The organism is Marinovum sp. 2_MG-2023 (assembly GCF_030548265.1).
Taxonomy (GTDB): domain Bacteria; phylum Pseudomonadota; class Alphaproteobacteria; order Rhodobacterales; family Rhodobacteraceae; genus Marinovum.
In genome coordinates this window covers 1-16,842 of the sequence record NZ_JAUOSD010000011.1, presented here as the reverse complement: position 1 = coordinate 16,842, position 16,842 = coordinate 1, and the positions used below count along the sequence as shown (strand labels likewise).

The window sequence follows — 16,842 nt, the reverse complement described above, 5'->3', positions numbered from 1 at the left end:
AGCTTATGGCTCTCCCTTTTTTGTTCGAGTTCTGGGCGCATCCGCACCAATTGCCGCCCGAGGGGGCGTGGCGCAGTTGGGTGGTGCTGGGCGGGCGCGGCGCGGGCAAGACCCGCGCCGGGGCCGAATGGGTGCGCAGTATGGTCGAAGGTGCCCGCCCACGTGATCCAGGGCGGGCCAAACGATTGGCGCTGGTGGGGGAGACCTATGATCAGGTGCGCGATGTCATGATCTTTGGCGACAGCGGTATTCTGCAATCTTCTCCGCCGGATCGCCGACCACATTGGGAGGCCAGCAAACGCCGGTTGATCTGGCCCAATGGCGCAGTGGCGCACACGTTTTCGGCCAATGACCCCGAGGCCCTGCGCGGGCCGCAGTTCGACGGCGCCTGGGCGGATGAATTGGCAAAATGGCCCAAGGGGGAAGATACCTGGGACATGTTGCAGTTTGCCCTGCGATTGGGCGAGCATCCGCAGGCCTGTGTCACCACGACACCGCGCAATGCGGAGGCGTTGAAGACGCTCCTGGAGTCGCCTTCGACCGTGGTGACGCGCGCCCCGACCGAGGCGAACCGGGCGCATCTGGCGGCGTCGTTTCTGGAAGAGGTGCGGGCGCGGTACAAGGGGTCTGCGCTGGCGCGGCAAGAGTTGGACGGCGAATTGCTGACCGATATTGAAGGCGCGCTTTGGACTCATGCGCTTTTGGATGAATGCCGGGATGCGAATACCGGAGACTTTGACCGGGTTGTGGTGGCGGTGGATCCGCCGGTGTCCGGCCATGCGGGATCGGATGAATGCGGGATCGTTGTGGCAGGCGTGCGAATGACCGGTGAGGTGCAGGATTGGCAGGTGCATGTGCTGGAAGATGCCAGCATCGGTGCGGCCAGCCCGCGCACATGGGCGGAGCGGGCCGTCGAGGTCTATCACCGGTTTCAGGCCGATAGGATTGTTGCCGAGGTCAATCAGGGCGGTGCGCTGGTTGAGGCGGTGGTGCGCCAGGTGGATGGGGCTGTGCCGATGAAATCTGTCCATGCCAGCCGGGGCAAGGTGGCACGGGCCGAACCGGTGGCGGCGCTTTATGAGCAGGGCCGGGTGAAACATGTGCCGGGGCTGCACAAGTTGGAAGAGCAGATGTGCCGCATGTCGCTGAAGGGGTATGAGGGCAAGAAAAGCCCGGACCGGGTCGACGCGCTTGTCTGGGCTTTGACGGAATTGGTGCTGGATGGGCAGGGCGGTGCGAAACCGGCGGTGCGTACGCTCTGATCGCGCGACCTTAACCAATTTGAAGCATATTGGTTGGCGAGCAACGAGACGCCCCGGCATGTGGGGCATTTCAGAATTATCCGAATGCGTGGCGGACACGTCGGGCCAGGGGTGGTCCGGCGGAGGGTGAGATTTTGCCCGGCGCCACGTGTCAAAAGGGAGCGTGTAACGCGATGTTTGAATTCTTGCGGCGGGACAAATCAGAGATCGTACCGGAAGCCAAGGCAAGCGCGACCGGCCCTGTGGTCGCGTATCAAACGTCTGGGCGTGTTGCCTGGAGCCCAAGGGACGCGGTGTCGTTGACGCGGACGGGATTTGCCGGCAACCCGGTGGGGTTTCGCGCGGTCAAACTGATTGCCGAGGCGGCGGCGGCGCTGCCGCTGGTGTTGCAGGACACCGGTCGCCGCTATGAGGAACATCCGCTGATGGCGTTGGTCAAACGGCCCAACCCGGCCCAGGGGCGGGCGGAATTGCTGGAGGCGCTTTATGGGCATCTGTTGCTGAGCGGCAATGGCTATGTCGAGGCGGTATCGGGGGATACGGGCGTGCCGCTGGAACTGCATGTGCTGCGGTCGGATCGGATGTCGCTGGTGCCGGGTCGCGATGGTTGGCCGGTGGCCTATGAATACAGCGTTGGTGGGCGCAAGCACAGGTTCGACGTGACAGGGGCGCTGAGCCCGATCTGCCATGTGAAGAATTTCCATCCGCAGGATGACCACTATGGGTTTTCGCCGATGCAGGCGGCGGCGCAGGCGCTGGATGTGCATAATGCGGCGTCGCGCTGGTCCAAGGCGTTGCTGGACAATGCGGCGCGCCCCAGTGGTGCGATTGTCTATCGCGGGGCGGATGGGCAGGCGTCGATGTCCGCCGAGCAGTTTGACCGGTTGTCGAGCGAGATTGAGGCCAATCACACCGGGGCCAGGAACGCCGGGCGGCCGATGCTGCTGGAGGGTGGGTTGGACTGGAAGCCGATGGGGTTCAGCCCGTCGGACATGGAATTCCACAAGACCAAAGATGCGGCGGCGCGTGAAATTGCGCTGGCCTTCGGGGTGCCGCCGATGCTGCTGGGGATCCCGGGGGATGCGACCTATGCCAATTACCAGGAGGCAAACCGGGCGTTTTATCGCCTGACGGTTCTGCCCTTGGCAGAGCGGGTTACGGCCGCGCTTGGCGCGTGGTTGGCCGGATTTGCCGGTGAGGCGGTCGAGTTGAAGCCGGATCTGGATCAGGTGCCCGCATTGGCCACCGAGCGCGAGGCGCAATGGTCGCGGGTTTCGGCGGCGGACTTCCTGAGCACCGCTGAAAAGCGGCGCATTCTGGGGCTACCAGTGGAGGCCGAGGATGGGTGAACGGTTTGGATTTGAGGCGTTTGATTGTGCACCGGCCTTGCGGCTTGAGGCCCATGAAAGGGTGGCGGAATTGCAATTCGCGGCGATGAACAAGCGGCTCGATCGGATCGAAGAGATGATCGAACGCTTGGAACGGCGGCTGTGGCTGACGGTCTATGGCGTGGTGGCGGTGATCCTGGCGCAGGCGTTTCAGGGCCTCTTGGTGGCGGTGCCGTGATTGGGCCGTGATTGGGCTGTGTTTGGGCGGTGCTGCGTGAAAGCACCGCCCACGGGGGAACGAAAGTGGAGAGCGGGATGGAACTTGAGACAAAATTCGCGCGGTTCGACGGTGAGTTGAGCGTTACGGATGGCCATGTGATCGAAGGCTATGCCAGCCTGTTTGGTGCGCAGGACCAGGGGGGCGATGTAGTGCAAAAGGGCGCTTATGCGACGTCGCTGAAGCGTCTGGCGGCCGAGGGGCGGCATGTTCGCATGCTGTGGCAGCATGACCCGACCCAACCGATCGGGGTCTGGGATGAGGTGGTCGAAGACGGTCAGGGCCTGCGCGTGAAGGGCCGCATTCTGGACGCGGTGGCCAAGGGGCGCGAGGCGTCGGCGCTGTTGCAGGCTGGCGCGATTGACGGGTTGTCGATTGGGTATCGCACCAAAAAGGCGGTGAAGACCGACAAGGGCCAGAGGCTCTTGCAGGAACTGGAGCTTTGGGAAGTGTCGCTTGTGACCTTTCCGATGTTGCCCAGTGCGCGGGTGGCGGCCAAGGGGGACACCCCAGAGGGCGACACATTGCGGCAATTGGCGGCGGTCTTTGCGGCGGCACGTCACGAGATTGCCCGCGAAGACTAGGCCGCGCGGAACATCAGGAGAAAGCACATGGAAATGACCGATGCGAAGGCAGCGGGCGGGGAAGGTCTGTCCCCCGCAGAAGAAATCAAGGGCGCGGTTGGCGGCTTTGTGAGTGAGTTGAAGGCCTTTCAGGCCGAGATCAAGACCCGAGTTCTGAAGCAGGAAGAGAAAATGACAATGTTTGAACGCAAGACCCTTGCCGCTGCGCGCCCGGTTCTGGCCGCAACAGATTACGAAGCCCCGCACCAGAAAGCGTTTGATGCCTATCTGCGGTCGGGTGACGATGACGGCCTGCGGGGTCTGGAGCTGGACCAGAAGTCGATGTCGACAGCCGTGAACAGCGATGGCGGCTATCTGGTCGATCCGCAGATGTCAGACACCATCAAATCGGTACTGCAGTCCGGTGCGTCGATCCGCGCGGTGGCCAGCGTGGTGAATGTCGAGGCCACATCATACGATGTACTGATCGACACCAGCGATATCGGGGCGGGCTGGGCCACCGAGACCGGTGCCACGTCGGAAACCGGCACGCCGACCATTGACCGGATCACCATCCCGCTGCACGAGCTTTCGGCGCTGCCCAAAGCGTCGCAGCGATTGCTGGACGATGCCGCGTTTGACATTGAGAGCTGGCTGGCGGGGCGCATTGCCGAAAAATTCGCCCGTGCCGAGGCTGCGGCCTTTGTCAGTGGCGATGGCATCGACAAGCCAACCGGTTTTCTGACCCATACCATTGTTGCCAACAATGTCTGGGCCTGGGATTCACTGGGTTATGTGGCGACCGGCACCGATGGCGCGTTGGGCAACGGGGATGCGATCATTGATCTGGTCTATGCGCTGGGCGCGACATACCGGGCGAACGGCACCTTTGTGATGAATTCCAAGACGGCCGGTGAAGTCCGCAAGCTGAAGGACGGCGACGGTCGGTTCCTGTGGTCGGATGGTCTTGCGGCGGGAGAGCCTGCGCGTCTGTTGGGATACCCGGTACTGATTGCCGAGGATATGCCGGACATTGCCAGCGGGTCGGATTCGATTGCCTTTGGCGACTTTGCCGCCGGCTATACCGTGGCGGAACGTCCGGACCTGCGGGTGCTGCGCGATCCGTTCTCGGCCAAGCCGAATGTCCTGTTCTATGCCACCAAACGTGTCGGCGGGGACGTCAGCGACTTTGCTGCCATCAAGGTATTGCGCTTCGCGGCCTCCTAAACCGGGGCTGTGAGGCCGGGGGACAGTGATGTCCCCCGGTGGGCGCGCGTCGATTGACCGGCGTTGGCTGGCTGCTCCCCTCCGTTCGAGCAACGCGGGTGGCGCGCGCCTGAAACCACGGTGCCAGATTTGAAGCCAGTTTTGATGGCCAAGGCAAAAGGTCGGGCAGCAGGCATGATGGAGTTTGCAAAGATGATGTTGGTAGAAGAGACCAATGTGCCGGTGGCGGCACTGCCGGTGGAGGAGTTCAAGACCCATCTGCGGCTGGGCAGCGGGTTTGCCGGGGCGACGGTCCAGGATGCGGTATTGCAGAGCTTTCTGCGGGCGGCGATTGCAGCAATTGAATCGCGCACTGGCAAGGTGCTGATTTCACGGAATTTTGCCTTTCGGGTGAGCGCATGGCAGGACGGGGCCGCCCAGGTGTTGCCGGTCGCGCCCATCACGGCCCTGACCGAGGTCGCCTTGTTGGATGGCGATGGCCAAAGCACAATTGTCGATCCCGCTGTCTATCGGTTGATCGAGGATTCGCAGCGTCCGCAATTGGCGGCGCGGGGAAGTTGTCTTCCGACCATCGCGACCAATGGGCGCGCGGTTGTCCGCTTTACCGCCGGATATGCGCCGGACTGGGCGGGGCTGCCAGCCGATTTGGGGCAGGCGGTGATGCTGCTGGCGGCGCATTACTATGAGTACCGCGACGAGACCGCATTGGGCCAGGGCTGTATGCCGTTTGGTGTCACCTCTTTGATCGAACGCTATCGGATGATGCGGGTCGGTCTGACAGGGGGCAGAGCATGAGCACGCCACGATTGAATCGCGCTCTGGTGCTGGAGACTGCACAGGATGTGCCGGATGGGGCCGGCGGTTTTGACCGGATGTGGATGCCGCAGGGCACGATCTGGGCGGATGTATCGGCGCGAAGCGGGCGCGCGACACGTGGGGCTGCGGCGCCGGTGTCGGTGACGGCCTATCGCATGATCGTGCGTGCCGCTCCGATGGGCGATCCGGCACGCCCCGCAGCGGGACAGCGTTTCCGCGAGGGCCCCCGCGTCTGGCGTATCGAGGCGGTCGCCGAACGCGACCCCGGCGCGCGCCATCTGATTTGTTTCACCGAAGAGGAGCTGACACCATGAGTTACGCGGTGGCCGTTGCATTGCAGACGGCACTTTATCAACATCTGTCGGCTGACGCGGCGCTTGGCGCAATTGTCGGCAGTGCGATTTACGATGCGATCCCATCCGGCAGCCTGCCGTCGATCTATGTGACGCTGGGCACGGAAACCGCACGCGACCGGTCGGATCAGACCGGCAACGGCGCGGCACATGACATCGGAATTTCCATCATCACCGATGCGCCGGGATTTCAACAAGCCAAGGAAGCGGCGGTCGCGGTGAGCGACGCTTTGGACGATCCCGCCCTTGCCCTGTCGCGCGGAAGTTTGGTCGGGCTCTGGTTTCAGAGGGCCAAGGCCACCCGAGACACCACAGCCGGAACGCGGCGGATCGATATGATCTTTCGCGCCCGTGTCGAAGACAACTGAACCTCATAAAGCGGAGTACGTAACATGGCTGCACAAAACGGTAAGGACCTTCTGATCAAGGTTGATCTCAGCGGCGCTGGGCAATTCGAAACCATGGTGGGGCTGCGCGCCACACGTATCAGTTTCAATGCAGAGGCGGTGGATGTCACATCGCTTGAGAGTGCGGGGGGCTGGCGTGAGCTTCTTGGCGGGGCTGGCGTGAAAAGCGCAGCAATCTCCGGTGCCGGGATTTTCAAGGACGACGCCACGGATGAACGCGCGCGTCAGATCTTCTTTGACGGCGAAGTGCCGGACTTTCAGGTGATTGTGCCGGATTTCGGCACCATCGAAGGCCCGTTTCAGGTCACCGGGCTGGAATATGCCGGTAGCCATAATGGCGAAGCCACATATGAGCTTTCACTCGCCTCTGCGGGTGAGCTGACCTTCGTGGCGCTGTAAGCAATGACCAATCCGTGGAGGGGCGAGGTCATGCTGACCATCGACGGCACGGCGCATGTGCTCAAGCTGACCCTGGGTGCATTGGCCGAGCTGGAAGAGGCGCTGGAGACCGGATCACTGGTGGATCTGGTGGAGCGTTTCGAGACCGGTCAGTTTTCGGGTCGCGATGTGCTGGCGCTGATTGTGGCGGGGTTGCGCGGCGGCGGATGGTCCGGTGGGCCCCGCGATCTGGTGCAGGCCGAGATCGCGGGGGGGCCGATTGGCGCGGCCAAGGTCGCGGCAGAATTGTTGGCACGGGCCTTCATGGTGCCTGAGGAGGCGGTGTGAACCGGATCAACTGGCCCCGATTGATGACGGCGGGTCTGCGCGGTTTGGGTCTGCGCCCGGCGGAATTCTGGGCGCTGACGCCGGCGGAATTGATGCTGATGCTTGGGGTCGGCGGCGGCAATGCGCCGCTGACCCGTGACCGGCTGGACCAGTTGATTGCGGCCTTTCCCGACGACGGGACGGGACCGGATTTGACGGGGACAGACCAAGGGAAAGGATAAGGCGATGGAAGATGTGAACGGATTGGATGATCTCGACCTTCAGGTCGATGCGCTGGCGCAATCGCTTGGCTCTGCCAGCACGCTGGCGGCGGGATTTGATACCGAGTTGAAGCGTATTCACCAGACGTTTTCGGCGACGGGCAATCAGGCGCGGGTTCTGAGTTCGACCCTGTCAGGGGGGCTGCGCAAGGCAATCGACGGTGTGGTGCTGGACGGGATGAAGTTTTCCGAGGCGCTGGGCGTGATCGGTCAGTCCATGATCAATGCGGCCTATAACGCCGCGATGAAACCGGTGACGGATCATTTCGGCTCGATGTTGGGCGGCGTCGTCAATGGTCTGATGCCGTTCGAGAAGGGCGGAGCGTTCACCCAGGGCCGTGTGACGCCCTTTGCCAATGGTGGGGTGGTCAACGGGCCTGTGCATTTTCCGATGCGTGGCGGCATGGGATTGATGGGCGAGGCCGGTCCCGAAGCGATCATGCCACTGGCGCGCGGGCCGAACGGCAAGCTGGGCGTTCAGGCCTCGGGCGGGAGCCGACCCATCAATGTGGTGATGAATATCCAGACCCCGGACGCCCAGGGGTTCCAGCGCAGTCAAAGCCAGATTGCCGCACAGATGAGCCGCGTGTTGGCGCGCGGCGGTCGCAACCGGTAAACGGAGGGAAGTTCCATGTCATTTCATGAAGTGCGGTTTCCCGCCAACCTGAGCTTTGGCTCGGTCGGCGGACCAGAGCGGCGGACCGACGTGGTCACGCTGGCCAATGGGTTCGAAGAACGCAACACGCCGTGGTCGCAGTCGCGCCACCGCTATGACGCCGGGCTTGGCCTGCGGTCGCTGGACGACATCGAGACGATGATCGGCTTTTTCGAGGCCCGCCGTGGTCAGTTGTTCGGGTTCCGCTGGAAGGATTGGTCGGACTACAAGACCTGTCCCGCAAGTCAGGAAGTGGCCTATCGCGACCAGGTGATTGCGCTGGGCGATGGGGCCTCTGTTCATTACCAGCTGGTCAAGACCTATCGCTCTGGTGCGGCGGAATATGCGCGTGTGGTGACCAAGCCTGTGCAGGGCTCTGTGCGGATTGGTGTTCAGGGCGACGAGTTGCAGGAAAGCATCCACTGGGATGTGGACGAGACAACCGGCATTGTGACCTTTGCCAGCCCGCCGCTTCAGGATGCGGAAATCACCGCAGGGTTTGAATTTGACGTGCCGGTGCGGTTTGACACGGATCGGATTGCCACGTCGGTGTCCTCTTTCCAGGCGGGTGAAGTGCCGAATGTGCCAGTGGTCGAGGTGCGGATCTGATGACACTTTCAGGGGAGATGAAGGCACATTTGGAAAGCGGTCATACGACGCTTTGCCGTGCCTGGGCGATCAACCGTGCGGATGGCACCGCGTTTGGCTTTACCGATCATGACCGCGAATTGAGTTTCGATGGCATGACATTCCGCGCTGACAGCGGTCTGAGCGCAATGGCCTTGCAACAGGGGACCGGGCTGTCCGTTGACAACTCCGAGGCCGTTGGTGCGCTGTCGGATGCCGCCATCACCGAGGCTGATATCCTTGCTGGTCGTTTTGACGGGGCAGAAGTGCGGGCCTGGTTGGTCAATTGGCAGGATGTGAGCCAGCGCCACCTACAGTTTCGCGGCACCATCGGTGAGATGCGGCGCATTGACGGCGCGTTCGAAGCCGAGTTGCGCGGTTTGTCAGAGGCGTTGAACCGTCCGTTCGGACGGGTGTTCCAAACACCCTGCACGGCGGTCCTGGGGGATGGCGGTTGCAAGTTCGATCTGTCGACGCCGGGGTTCACCTGGGAAGGCAGTGTTCTGGCTGTCGAGGAAACCTCGACCGTGGTCATTGACACCGGGGGCGCGTTTGAACCGGCATGGTTCCGACGCGGGCGCATGGATGTGCTCAGCGGGGCAGCGGCGGGGTTGTTCGGTGCGGTCAAACGTGACGAGCTGATCGAGGATGGCCAGCAGATCGAATTGTGGGAACCGCTGCGACTGCCGATCGTGGTCGGTGACCAGGTAAGATTGACCGCAGGCTGTGACAAACGGTTGGAAACATGTCGCTTCAAATTTGACAATCTGTTGAATTATCGCGGCTTCCCGGATGTGCCGGAAGATGACTGGTTGCTGGTCAACCCGGCGCGCGCCGGGAGCAAGTCGGGGGGGAGCCGCCGATGACTATACCGGCATCCAAAGTGGTCGCGGCCGCCCGCGGCTGGATTGGCACGCCCTATCTGCATCAAACCTCGGTGCGCGGTGCCGGGTGCGATTGTCTGGGCCTGTTGCGCGGGGTTTGGCGGGAGGTTCAGGGCGCAGAGCCGGAAATTCCGCCTGCGTATACCCGCGATTGGTCTGAACCGCAGGGGCAGGAACGGCTGTGGCGCGCGGCGGCGCAGCATCTTTGCCCGAAACCTCTGGACAGCGCCGGGGCCGGTGATGTGCTGTTGTTTCGCATGCGGGATGGGGCGGTGGCCAAACATCTGGGGATTCAGGCGCAGGTCGGCGCCAACGCCAGTTTCATCCATTCCTATACCGGCCATGGTGTTACCGAAAGCCCACTGAGCGCCCCCTGGGCGCGGCGCATCGTGGCGCGATTTGCATTTCCATAAGGAGTCCATCTGATGGCGACGATTGTACTTTCCGCAGCGGGCGCGGCGCTTGGCAGCGCTGTCGGTGGCACCTTTTTGGGTCTGAGCCTGACGGCCGTTGGCCGTTTCATTGGCGCAACCGTGGGGCGCGCCATTGATCAGCGCCTGATGGGGCAGGGATCCGAAGTGGTGGTTGAAGGGAACCGCATTGATCGGTTCCGCGTCAACCGCGCCGGTGAAGGCGCCCCCATTGCCCGCAGCTATGGCCGGATGCGCATGGCCGGTCATGTGCTATGGGCCAGCAATTTCACCGAACATGTGAATACCAAGACCAGCGGTGGCAGCGGCAAAGGCGCGCCGTCACAACCCAAGGTCAAGACCACCACTTATTCCTATACCGTCAATCTGGCGATTGCGGTCTGCGAGGGTGAGATCACCAATATCGGTCGGATCTGGGCCGATGGCGAGGAAGTGCCGCGCGACAGCCTGAACCTGCGGGTCTATACCGGCAGCGAAGATCAATTGCCCGACCCCAAGATCGAGGCCATCGAAGGCCCGGGGGCGGTGCCGGCCTATCGCGGCACGGCCTATGTCGTGCTGGAGGATCTGGACCTTTCGGAATTTGGCAATCGCGTGCCACAGTTCAGCTTTGAAGTGTCCAAACCGGCGCAGGTCTCGGTCACCGACGGTGCCGCCGAAGTGCCGCATAACCTGTGCGGGGTCGCGCTTGTGCCGGGCACCGGTGAATATGCGCTGGCAACCACGCCGGTGAAATACAAATACGGGCCCGGCGATTTCCGTATGGCCAACGTCAATTCCCCGGCGGGCAAAAGCGATATCGAAACCTCGTTGGATCAGTTGACCCAGGAATGCCCCAACATGGGCGCGACATCACTGATTGTCAGCTGGTTCGGCAATGATCTGCGCGCTGGTCAGTGCCAGATCCAGCCCAAGGTCGAACAATCCGAATTTGACGGCAAGGGCATGGCCTGGCGGGTGTCCGGGTTGGAGCGCACCGAAGTGGAATTGGTGGCGCGCGACGGCGAGGACCGGCCGGTCTATGGCGGTGCCATTTCCGATGGGGCGGTACTGGAAGGAATTCGCGCATTGAAAGAGCGCGAACAATCAGTGATGTTCTATCCCTTCATCCTGATGGATCAGCTGCCCGGTAATGGCTTGCCCGATCCCTATAGTGATGCGTCGGACCAGCCCGTGCTGCCCTGGCGTGGACGGATCACGACCGAAAGGGCCCCGGGCCAGAGCGGGTCAACGGATGGCACCGCCGCAGCCGAGGCAGAGGTCGCCGCGTTTTTCGGCACCGCCCAGCCCGGCGATTTCACCGTGTTGGATGAAACCGAGGTCTATGAAGATATCCTTGATGTCCTGAAAAACACGCCGACCCTGATCCATGCCACTGTCGACTACAGTGGCCCCCAGGAGTGGAGCTATCGCCGGTTTATCCTGCATTACGCGGCGCTTTGCGCGGCGTCGGGTGGGGTGGATGCGTTTTGTATCGGCTCGGAAATGCGTGGTTTGACGCAAATTCGCGGCGCGGACGGGGGATTTCCTGCGGTGGCCGCCATGATCCAGCTGGCTGCTGATGTGCGCCAGATCCTGGGGCCCAATACCAAGATTGGCTATGCGGCGGATTGGTCGGAATATTTCGGCTATCACCCGCAGGATGGCTCTGGTGATGTGCTGTTCCATCTTGACCCGCTTTGGGCCAACAGCGAAATCGACTTTGTCGGGATCGATAACTACATGCCGCTGTCGGATTGGCGCGATGGCAAGGACCATGCGGATGCCGGTGTTGGCTCGATCTACAATCTGGACTACCTGCGCGGCAATGTGGCGGGGGGCGAGGGCTATGATTGGTATTATCCAACCCCAGAGGCCATGGCCGCGCAACGGCGTGAACCCATCACCGATGGCGCCCATGACGAGCCGTGGATCTATCGGTACAAGGATATCCGCAATTGGTGGTCCAATCCGCATCACAACCGGATAGCCGGTGAACGCCAGGCCAATGCCACCGAATGGGTGCCCCAGGGCAAGCCGATCTGGTTCACCGAATTCGGCTGTGCCGCGATCGACAAGGGCACCAACCAGCCGAACAAGTTCCTTGATCCAAAGTCGAGCGAATCCAGCCTGCCAAAGTTTTCCGACGGGCGGCGGGACGAACTGATCCAGCGGCAATATCTGCGCGCGGTCACCGATTACTGGGGCGACGCGACCAACAACCCGGTGTCCGAGGAATACGGCGGCGCGATGGTCGACATGGACCGGGCCTTTGTCTGGGCTTGGGATACGCGGCCCTATCCGTATTTCCCGGCCAATTCAGCGCTCTGGACCGACAGCGGAAACTATGCCCGCGGCCATTGGATGAATGGCCGGGCCTCTGCCATGTCCTTGGCGCGCCTGGTCGAGGAAATCTGCCTGGACGCCGGTGTGCCCGCCTTTGATGTGTCTGATCTGCGCGGGTTCATTCGCGGCTATACCAGCGGCAATATCGGCGACATGCGAACCCTGTTGCAGCCCCTGATGTTGCATTTCGGTTTTGATGCTGTGGAACGCGCGGGGGTGTTGCATTTCATCATGCGCGCTGGGCGTGATGCGATTGAGATTGATGCCGATCTTCTGGCGATAAATGACGATCTGGATGGCACCCTGTCCCAGAACCGCAGCTCCGAGGCCGAGATGGCGGGGCGGGTGCGTCTGGATTTCATCCAGTCGGATGGGGACTATGAAACCATCGCCGAAGAAGCGGTGATGCCGGACGAGGCCACCCATACGGTGTCGCGCAGCGAAGTGCCGTTGGTGCTGACTCGGGCCGAGGGGCGTCAAACCGTGGAACGCTGGCTGGCCGAGGCGCGGGTGGCACGTGAACAGGCGCGTTTTGCCCTGCCGCCGTCGCGGCTTGATGTGGCGGCTGGCGATGTCGTGTCCTTGCCAGAGGGCGCTGGGCGGGCGCTGTATCGGGTGGACCGGATCGAGGTCGGTCGCGAACAGATCGTCGAGGCGGTGCGCATAGAACCAGAAGTCTATCAGCCGGTGGAAATCGAGGATGATCCCGCAACTGTGGCTGCCTTTGTGCCGCCGGTGCCGGTGTTGCCATTGTTCCTGGATCTGCCACTTCTGACCGGTGACGAGGTGCCGCATGCGCCGCATCTGGCAGTGGCAGCCAAACCCTGGCCTGGCAGTGTCGCGCTGTACGATTCCGCACAGGATTCCAACTATCAGCTCAACGACATCTTTGCCGCCCGCGCCACATTCGGCGTCACGCAAACCCCGTTGTTTTCCGCCCCGTCCGGCATCATTGATCGCGGCGATGCGGTGCAGGTGAAATTGACCACCGGCGCGTTCAGTTCGATTGACGATGATGCGCTGCTGGCCGGTGGCAACCTCTGTGCAATCGGTGATGGGACACCCGGCGGATGGGAGTTGTTTCAGTTTCGCGATGCAGAGCTTGTCGATGTCGACACCTGGATGCTGAGCCATCGGCTGCGCGGGCAATTGGGCACGGATGCCCTTATGCCTGCATCCTGGCCTGAGGGCGCATATGTGGTTCTGATCGACGGTGCGCCGGAACAGATCAACCTGCCGTCCTCGGCCCGGCGCATTGCGCGGCACTATCGCGTGGGTCCGGCGCAACGGCCGGTCAGTGATCCGTCGTATGAACACGAGGTGCATGCGTTTGATGGCAATGGGTTGCGGCCCTATTCCCCGGTGCATCTGAAAGGGGTCTGGTCCTCTGGCGATCTGACCGTGACATGGGTGCGGCGCACGCGGATCGACGGCGACAGCTGGGATCTTGCCGAAGTGCCCCTGGGCGAGGCAAACGAAAGCTATCTGTTGCGTGTGATGGACGGGATCACCGTGCTGCGCGAGGTGACATTGAACACACCGATGTTTGCCTATTCCGCGGCGATGCAATCTGCTGACGGTGCTGGACCTGGTGTCCACATCGAGGTGGCACAGATTTCCGATGTCTATGGTCCGGGGCCTTTTGCCCGCTGGCAGGTGTGATCGGATGCGACCGGTTCTTCATGGCGATGTGACGGCGGCCGCCCGCGCCATGTTGATGGTGCCGGCAGAGGCGCGCGAAGGCCTCTGCCGGCGGATGATAGAAGAGGCGGACTTCGCAGACCGCTATGCCAAACGCCTCGGTCGCGCACATCGCGATTGGGGCAATGGCACTCTGATGGCCGCCGCCCGTGTGCGGCCCTTGGCAGCAGAACCCCCGCTTGGGGAAGACGCTTATTGTCGTTGTCTGGAAACGGTGTTTCATCTGCTTCTGGAATGGCGGTCCACACGGCGGCGCTAACCATGGTTGGTCCCATCTCCAACCTGCGCCCCTTGCAAACGCCGCTTGGCATTCTTCTTGGCCAAAATATCCCGGGGGTCTGGGGGCTGGCCCCCAGGGTGGAGCAGATCCATTCGCAACATTGGATCCACCCCACAAGGAACCCATTCCAATTCCTTCGCTTCCTCATCACAGGATTGCGTTTGGCAGACGCCGCGAACATGGTATACCTCACACCCGACACCGCGATGCGAGGATACCATGGCCCGGACACAAACGCAGTTAGCCCAAGTCGACCCAATTTGGGCGCAGATTCTGGAAGAAGCGGAACAGGCCGTGAAAGATGAACCGCTGTTGGGCGGTTTGATCCACCAAAGCGTGCTGCACCATCCGTCACTGGAACGCGCGTTGAGTTACCGCAACTCGCTAAAGCTCGCTTCGGGCGAAATGTCAGAGCAGATCCTGCGGGAAATCTGTGACGAGGCCTATGCCTCTGATCCCACAATCGGGCGTTCGGCACGGGCAGATATTGCCGCCGTGTATGACCGCGATCCGGCCTGCCATCGCTATTTGCAGCCCGTGCTGTTTTTCAAGGGATTTCAGGCGATCCAAGCCTATCGTATCGGGCATTGGCTTTGGACCGCGGGGCGGCGTGATCTGGCGTATTTCATTCAGATGCGGGTGTCCGAAGTGTTCGGGATTGATATTCATCCGGCCGCAAAAATCGGCAAGGGCATCATGATCGACCATGCCCATTCGATTGTGATCGGTGAAACCGCGGTGGTGGGCGACAATGTGTCGATGCTGCATTCCGTGACGCTGGGCGGCACCGGCAAGGAAGAACAGGACCGTCATCCAAAGATTGGCGACGGTGTGTTGATTGGCGCCGGGGCAAAGGTTCTGGGCAATATTCACATTGGAAATTGCTCGCGCATTGCCGCCGGTTCGGTGGTGTTGAGCGAGGTTCCGGCCTGCAAGACCGTGGCCGGTGTGCCTGCGAAAATCGTTGGAGAGGCGGGGTGCGCCCAGCCGTCGATGTCGATGGATCAGATCCTGCGCTCTGGTGCCTGACCGCTGCGGGAATTGAACCCGGCATTGCAACAGTCTGCTCCAACTCAGGGTTGGCGCTGGCAAAAGCGATGCCAGCCGTCACAAGATACTGTCACAGCCCGATAAAATAGGATCTGTCACATGATCAGTCTGCCACAGCATCACTGGGTCCAGCTTTGGCTGGGCCCAGTGATGCTGGCCGATGATGCTGGCCGATGGATCTGGCCAATGTTTCAAGCCAGTGTTTCAGGTCAGTGTTGCTGGCCTGCGGTTCAGGCCAGCATTGCCAGGGGATTTTCCAACCCGTCCTTGATCGCAGCCAGCAATTCAGCGGCCAATGCGCCGTCAATCACCCGGTGATCGACTGACAGGGTGACCGACATGACGGTGGCCACGGCCAAATTGCCCTCGGCATCGACCACGGGTTTCTTCACCCCGGCGCCAACCGCCAGAATCGCGCCATGTGGCGGGTTGATGACCGCGTCAAAATTCTCGATCCCGAACATGCCAAGGTTGGAAATGGCAAAGGATCCGCCCTGATATTCATGTGGGGCGAGTTTGCGGTCGCGGGCGCGGGCCGCGAGGTCTTTCATTTCGGCTGACAGAGCCGTCAGTGATTTCTTGTCGGCGTCTTGCAGGACCGGGGTGAACAAGCCGCCCTCAATCGCTACGGCAACGGCGACATCCGACGGGGTCAGCCGCAGAATGCGGTCCCCGGCCCAGACTGCGTTGGCATCCGGCACCAGTTGCAGGGCGTTGGCGCAGGCCTTGATAATGAAATCATTGACCGAGAGTTTGACGCCGCGCGGGGCAAGCTGTGCGTTGAGATCGGCGCGGAATTTCAGCAGCGCGTCGAGCTGGATGTCGCGGCGCAGGTAGAAATGCGGGATGGTCTGCTTCGCCTCGGTGAGGCGGGCGGCGATGGTTTTGCGCATGCCGTCGAGGGGCACCTCGGTGAAGTCGCGGCCTTGGTAGAGCGCGGCGACCTGGTCGGCGGAGGGCGACGCCGGGGCAGGCGCGGATTTGGGTGTGGGGGCCTCTTCCGCCCTGGCGGGCGTCATCGGTTGAGATTCCGCAGCTTCGACATCGGCTTTGACGATGCGGCCGCGCGGGCCGGTGCCCTTGATTTGGGCGAGGTCCAGCCCCTTGTCGGCAGCGATGCGGCGGGCCAGGGGCGAGGCAAAGATGCGCGTGCCCTCGGCGTCTTGCGGCGTCTCGGCCGGTGCAGGTTTGTCGGGCGCGGGCGGTGTCTCTTGCGCCGAAGAGCGCGCGGCAGGGGCCGATGAGGCGGCTGTGTCGGAGATGTCGCCGGCGGTTTCGCCGTCTTCCAGCAGCACCGCGATCGGGGTGTTGACCTTGACCGAGGCGGTGCCATCCGCCACCAGCAGCTTGCCAATGACGCCTTCGTCCACCGCTTCGAATTCCATTGTGGCCTTGTCGGTTTCGATTTCGGCCAAGAGGTCGCCGGAACTGACGGTGTCACCCTCTTTCACCAACCATTTTGCAAGGGTTCCTTCCTCCATCGTGGGGGACAGGGCGGGCATGAGGATTTCGGTTGGCATGGCTTCTCTCCAGGCGAGGCGATCGGGGGCAGGTCGGGAGGGGGGGGGGGGGGGGGGGGGCGCGCCCCCCGGCGGGGGGGGGAGGAAAAAGAGGGGGGGGGGGGGGGGGGGGGGGGGGGGGGGGGGGGGGGGGGGGGGGGGGGGGGGGGC

The 16,842-nt window shown here is 62.4% G+C and carries 19 protein-coding genes; 18 read left to right on the top strand and 1 reads right to left on the bottom strand.

The window, feature by feature from the left end:
* Positions 1-5: 5 nt before the first annotated feature.
* From Q4577_RS13370 to cysE, 18 genes are all read left to right on the top strand, one after another.
* A complete protein-coding gene (locus tag Q4577_RS13370) occupies positions 6-1,262 on the top strand; it encodes a DNA-packaging protein (RefSeq protein ID WP_303467821.1) in 1,257 nt (418 codons plus the stop codon).
* Between the two features lie 173 nt (positions 1,263-1,435).
* Positions 1,436-2,611, top strand: coding sequence for a phage portal protein (locus Q4577_RS13365; protein ID WP_244690058.1), 1,176 nt, complete (start codon positions 1,436-1,438; stop codon positions 2,609-2,611).
* Positions 2,604-2,828: a hypothetical protein gene (locus Q4577_RS13360; RefSeq protein WP_244690056.1), complete on the top strand. Its 225-nt coding sequence runs from the start codon at positions 2,604-2,606 to the stop codon at positions 2,826-2,828. The genes Q4577_RS13365 and Q4577_RS13360 overlap by 8 nt, the downstream gene beginning before the upstream one ends.
* 77 nt (positions 2,829-2,905) lie before the next feature.
* Positions 2,906-3,451, top strand: coding sequence for an HK97 family phage prohead protease (locus Q4577_RS13355; RefSeq protein WP_303467819.1), 546 nt, complete (start codon positions 2,906-2,908; stop codon positions 3,449-3,451).
* A 27-nt stretch (positions 3,452-3,478) separates the two neighbouring features.
* Positions 3,479-4,657 carry a phage major capsid protein gene (locus Q4577_RS13350; protein WP_244690052.1) on the top strand — a complete coding sequence of 393 codons (1,179 nt, stop codon included), beginning with the start codon at positions 3,479-3,481 and terminating at the stop codon, positions 4,655-4,657.
* Positions 4,658-4,849: 192 nt separating this feature from the next.
* Positions 4,850-5,452, top strand: coding sequence for a head-tail connector protein (locus Q4577_RS13345; RefSeq protein WP_303467958.1), 603 nt, complete (start codon positions 4,850-4,852; stop codon positions 5,450-5,452).
* Positions 5,449-5,787 (top strand): head-tail adaptor protein, encoded by a 339-nt coding sequence (locus Q4577_RS13340; RefSeq protein ID WP_244690050.1) that lies wholly within the window; start codon positions 5,449-5,451, stop codon positions 5,785-5,787. The genes Q4577_RS13345 and Q4577_RS13340 overlap by 4 nt, the downstream gene beginning before the upstream one ends.
* Complete coding sequence (locus Q4577_RS13335; RefSeq protein WP_244690048.1) at positions 5,784-6,194, top strand: DUF3168 domain-containing protein; 411 nt, start codon at positions 5,784-5,786, stop codon at positions 6,192-6,194. Before Q4577_RS13340 ends, Q4577_RS13335 begins: the two co-directional genes overlap by 4 nt.
* Before the next feature lie 24 nt (positions 6,195-6,218).
* Positions 6,219-6,632, top strand: a complete 414-nt coding sequence (locus Q4577_RS13330; protein WP_244690045.1) for a phage major tail protein, TP901-1 family — start codon at positions 6,219-6,221, stop codon at positions 6,630-6,632.
* Positions 6,633-6,635: 3 nt separating this feature from the next.
* Complete coding sequence (locus Q4577_RS13325; RefSeq protein ID WP_244690043.1) at positions 6,636-6,959, top strand: gene transfer agent family protein; 324 nt, start codon at positions 6,636-6,638, stop codon at positions 6,957-6,959.
* The gene (locus Q4577_RS13320; RefSeq protein ID WP_303467818.1) at positions 6,956-7,180 is read left to right on the top strand and encodes a rcc01693 family protein; all 225 of its coding nucleotides are present in this window, start codon (positions 6,956-6,958) and stop codon (positions 7,178-7,180) included. The genes Q4577_RS13325 and Q4577_RS13320 overlap by 4 nt, the downstream gene beginning before the upstream one ends.
* Positions 7,181-7,184: 4 nt before the next feature.
* Positions 7,185-7,835, top strand: coding sequence for a phage tail tape measure protein (locus Q4577_RS13315; RefSeq protein WP_244690038.1), 651 nt, complete (start codon positions 7,185-7,187; stop codon positions 7,833-7,835).
* Positions 7,836-7,850: 15 nt separating this feature from the next.
* Positions 7,851-8,483 (top strand): DUF2460 domain-containing protein, encoded by a 633-nt coding sequence (locus Q4577_RS13310; RefSeq protein ID WP_303467817.1) that lies wholly within the window; start codon positions 7,851-7,853, stop codon positions 8,481-8,483.
* A complete protein-coding gene (locus Q4577_RS13305; RefSeq protein WP_303467816.1) occupies positions 8,483-9,367 on the top strand; it encodes a DUF2163 domain-containing protein in 885 nt (294 codons plus the stop codon). Before Q4577_RS13310 ends, Q4577_RS13305 begins: the two co-directional genes overlap by 1 nt.
* The gene (locus Q4577_RS13300; protein ID WP_244690032.1) at positions 9,364-9,798 is read left to right on the top strand and encodes an NlpC/P60 family protein; all 435 of its coding nucleotides are present in this window, start codon (positions 9,364-9,366) and stop codon (positions 9,796-9,798) included. The genes Q4577_RS13305 and Q4577_RS13300 overlap by 4 nt, the downstream gene beginning before the upstream one ends.
* 12 nt (positions 9,799-9,810) lie before the next feature.
* Entirely contained in the window at positions 9,811-13,803 is a 3,993-nt protein-coding gene (locus Q4577_RS13295) for a glycoside hydrolase/phage tail family protein (RefSeq protein WP_303467815.1), read from the top strand.
* 4 nt (positions 13,804-13,807) lie between these two features.
* A complete protein-coding gene (locus Q4577_RS13290) occupies positions 13,808-14,101 on the top strand; it encodes a hypothetical protein (protein ID WP_244690028.1) in 294 nt (97 codons plus the stop codon).
* A gap of 240 nt (positions 14,102-14,341) precedes the next feature.
* The gene (gene cysE / locus Q4577_RS13285; protein ID WP_244690026.1) at positions 14,342-15,151 is read left to right on the top strand and encodes a serine O-acetyltransferase; all 810 of its coding nucleotides are present in this window, start codon (positions 14,342-14,344) and stop codon (positions 15,149-15,151) included.
* 251 nt (positions 15,152-15,402) lie between these two features.
* Here cysE and Q4577_RS13280 read toward each other — a convergent pair whose 3' ends face one another.
* Complete coding sequence (locus Q4577_RS13280) at positions 15,403-16,692, bottom strand: pyruvate dehydrogenase complex dihydrolipoamide acetyltransferase (protein ID WP_303467813.1); 1,290 nt, start codon at positions 16,690-16,692, stop codon at positions 15,403-15,405.
* Positions 16,693-16,842: the final 150 nt, after the last annotated feature.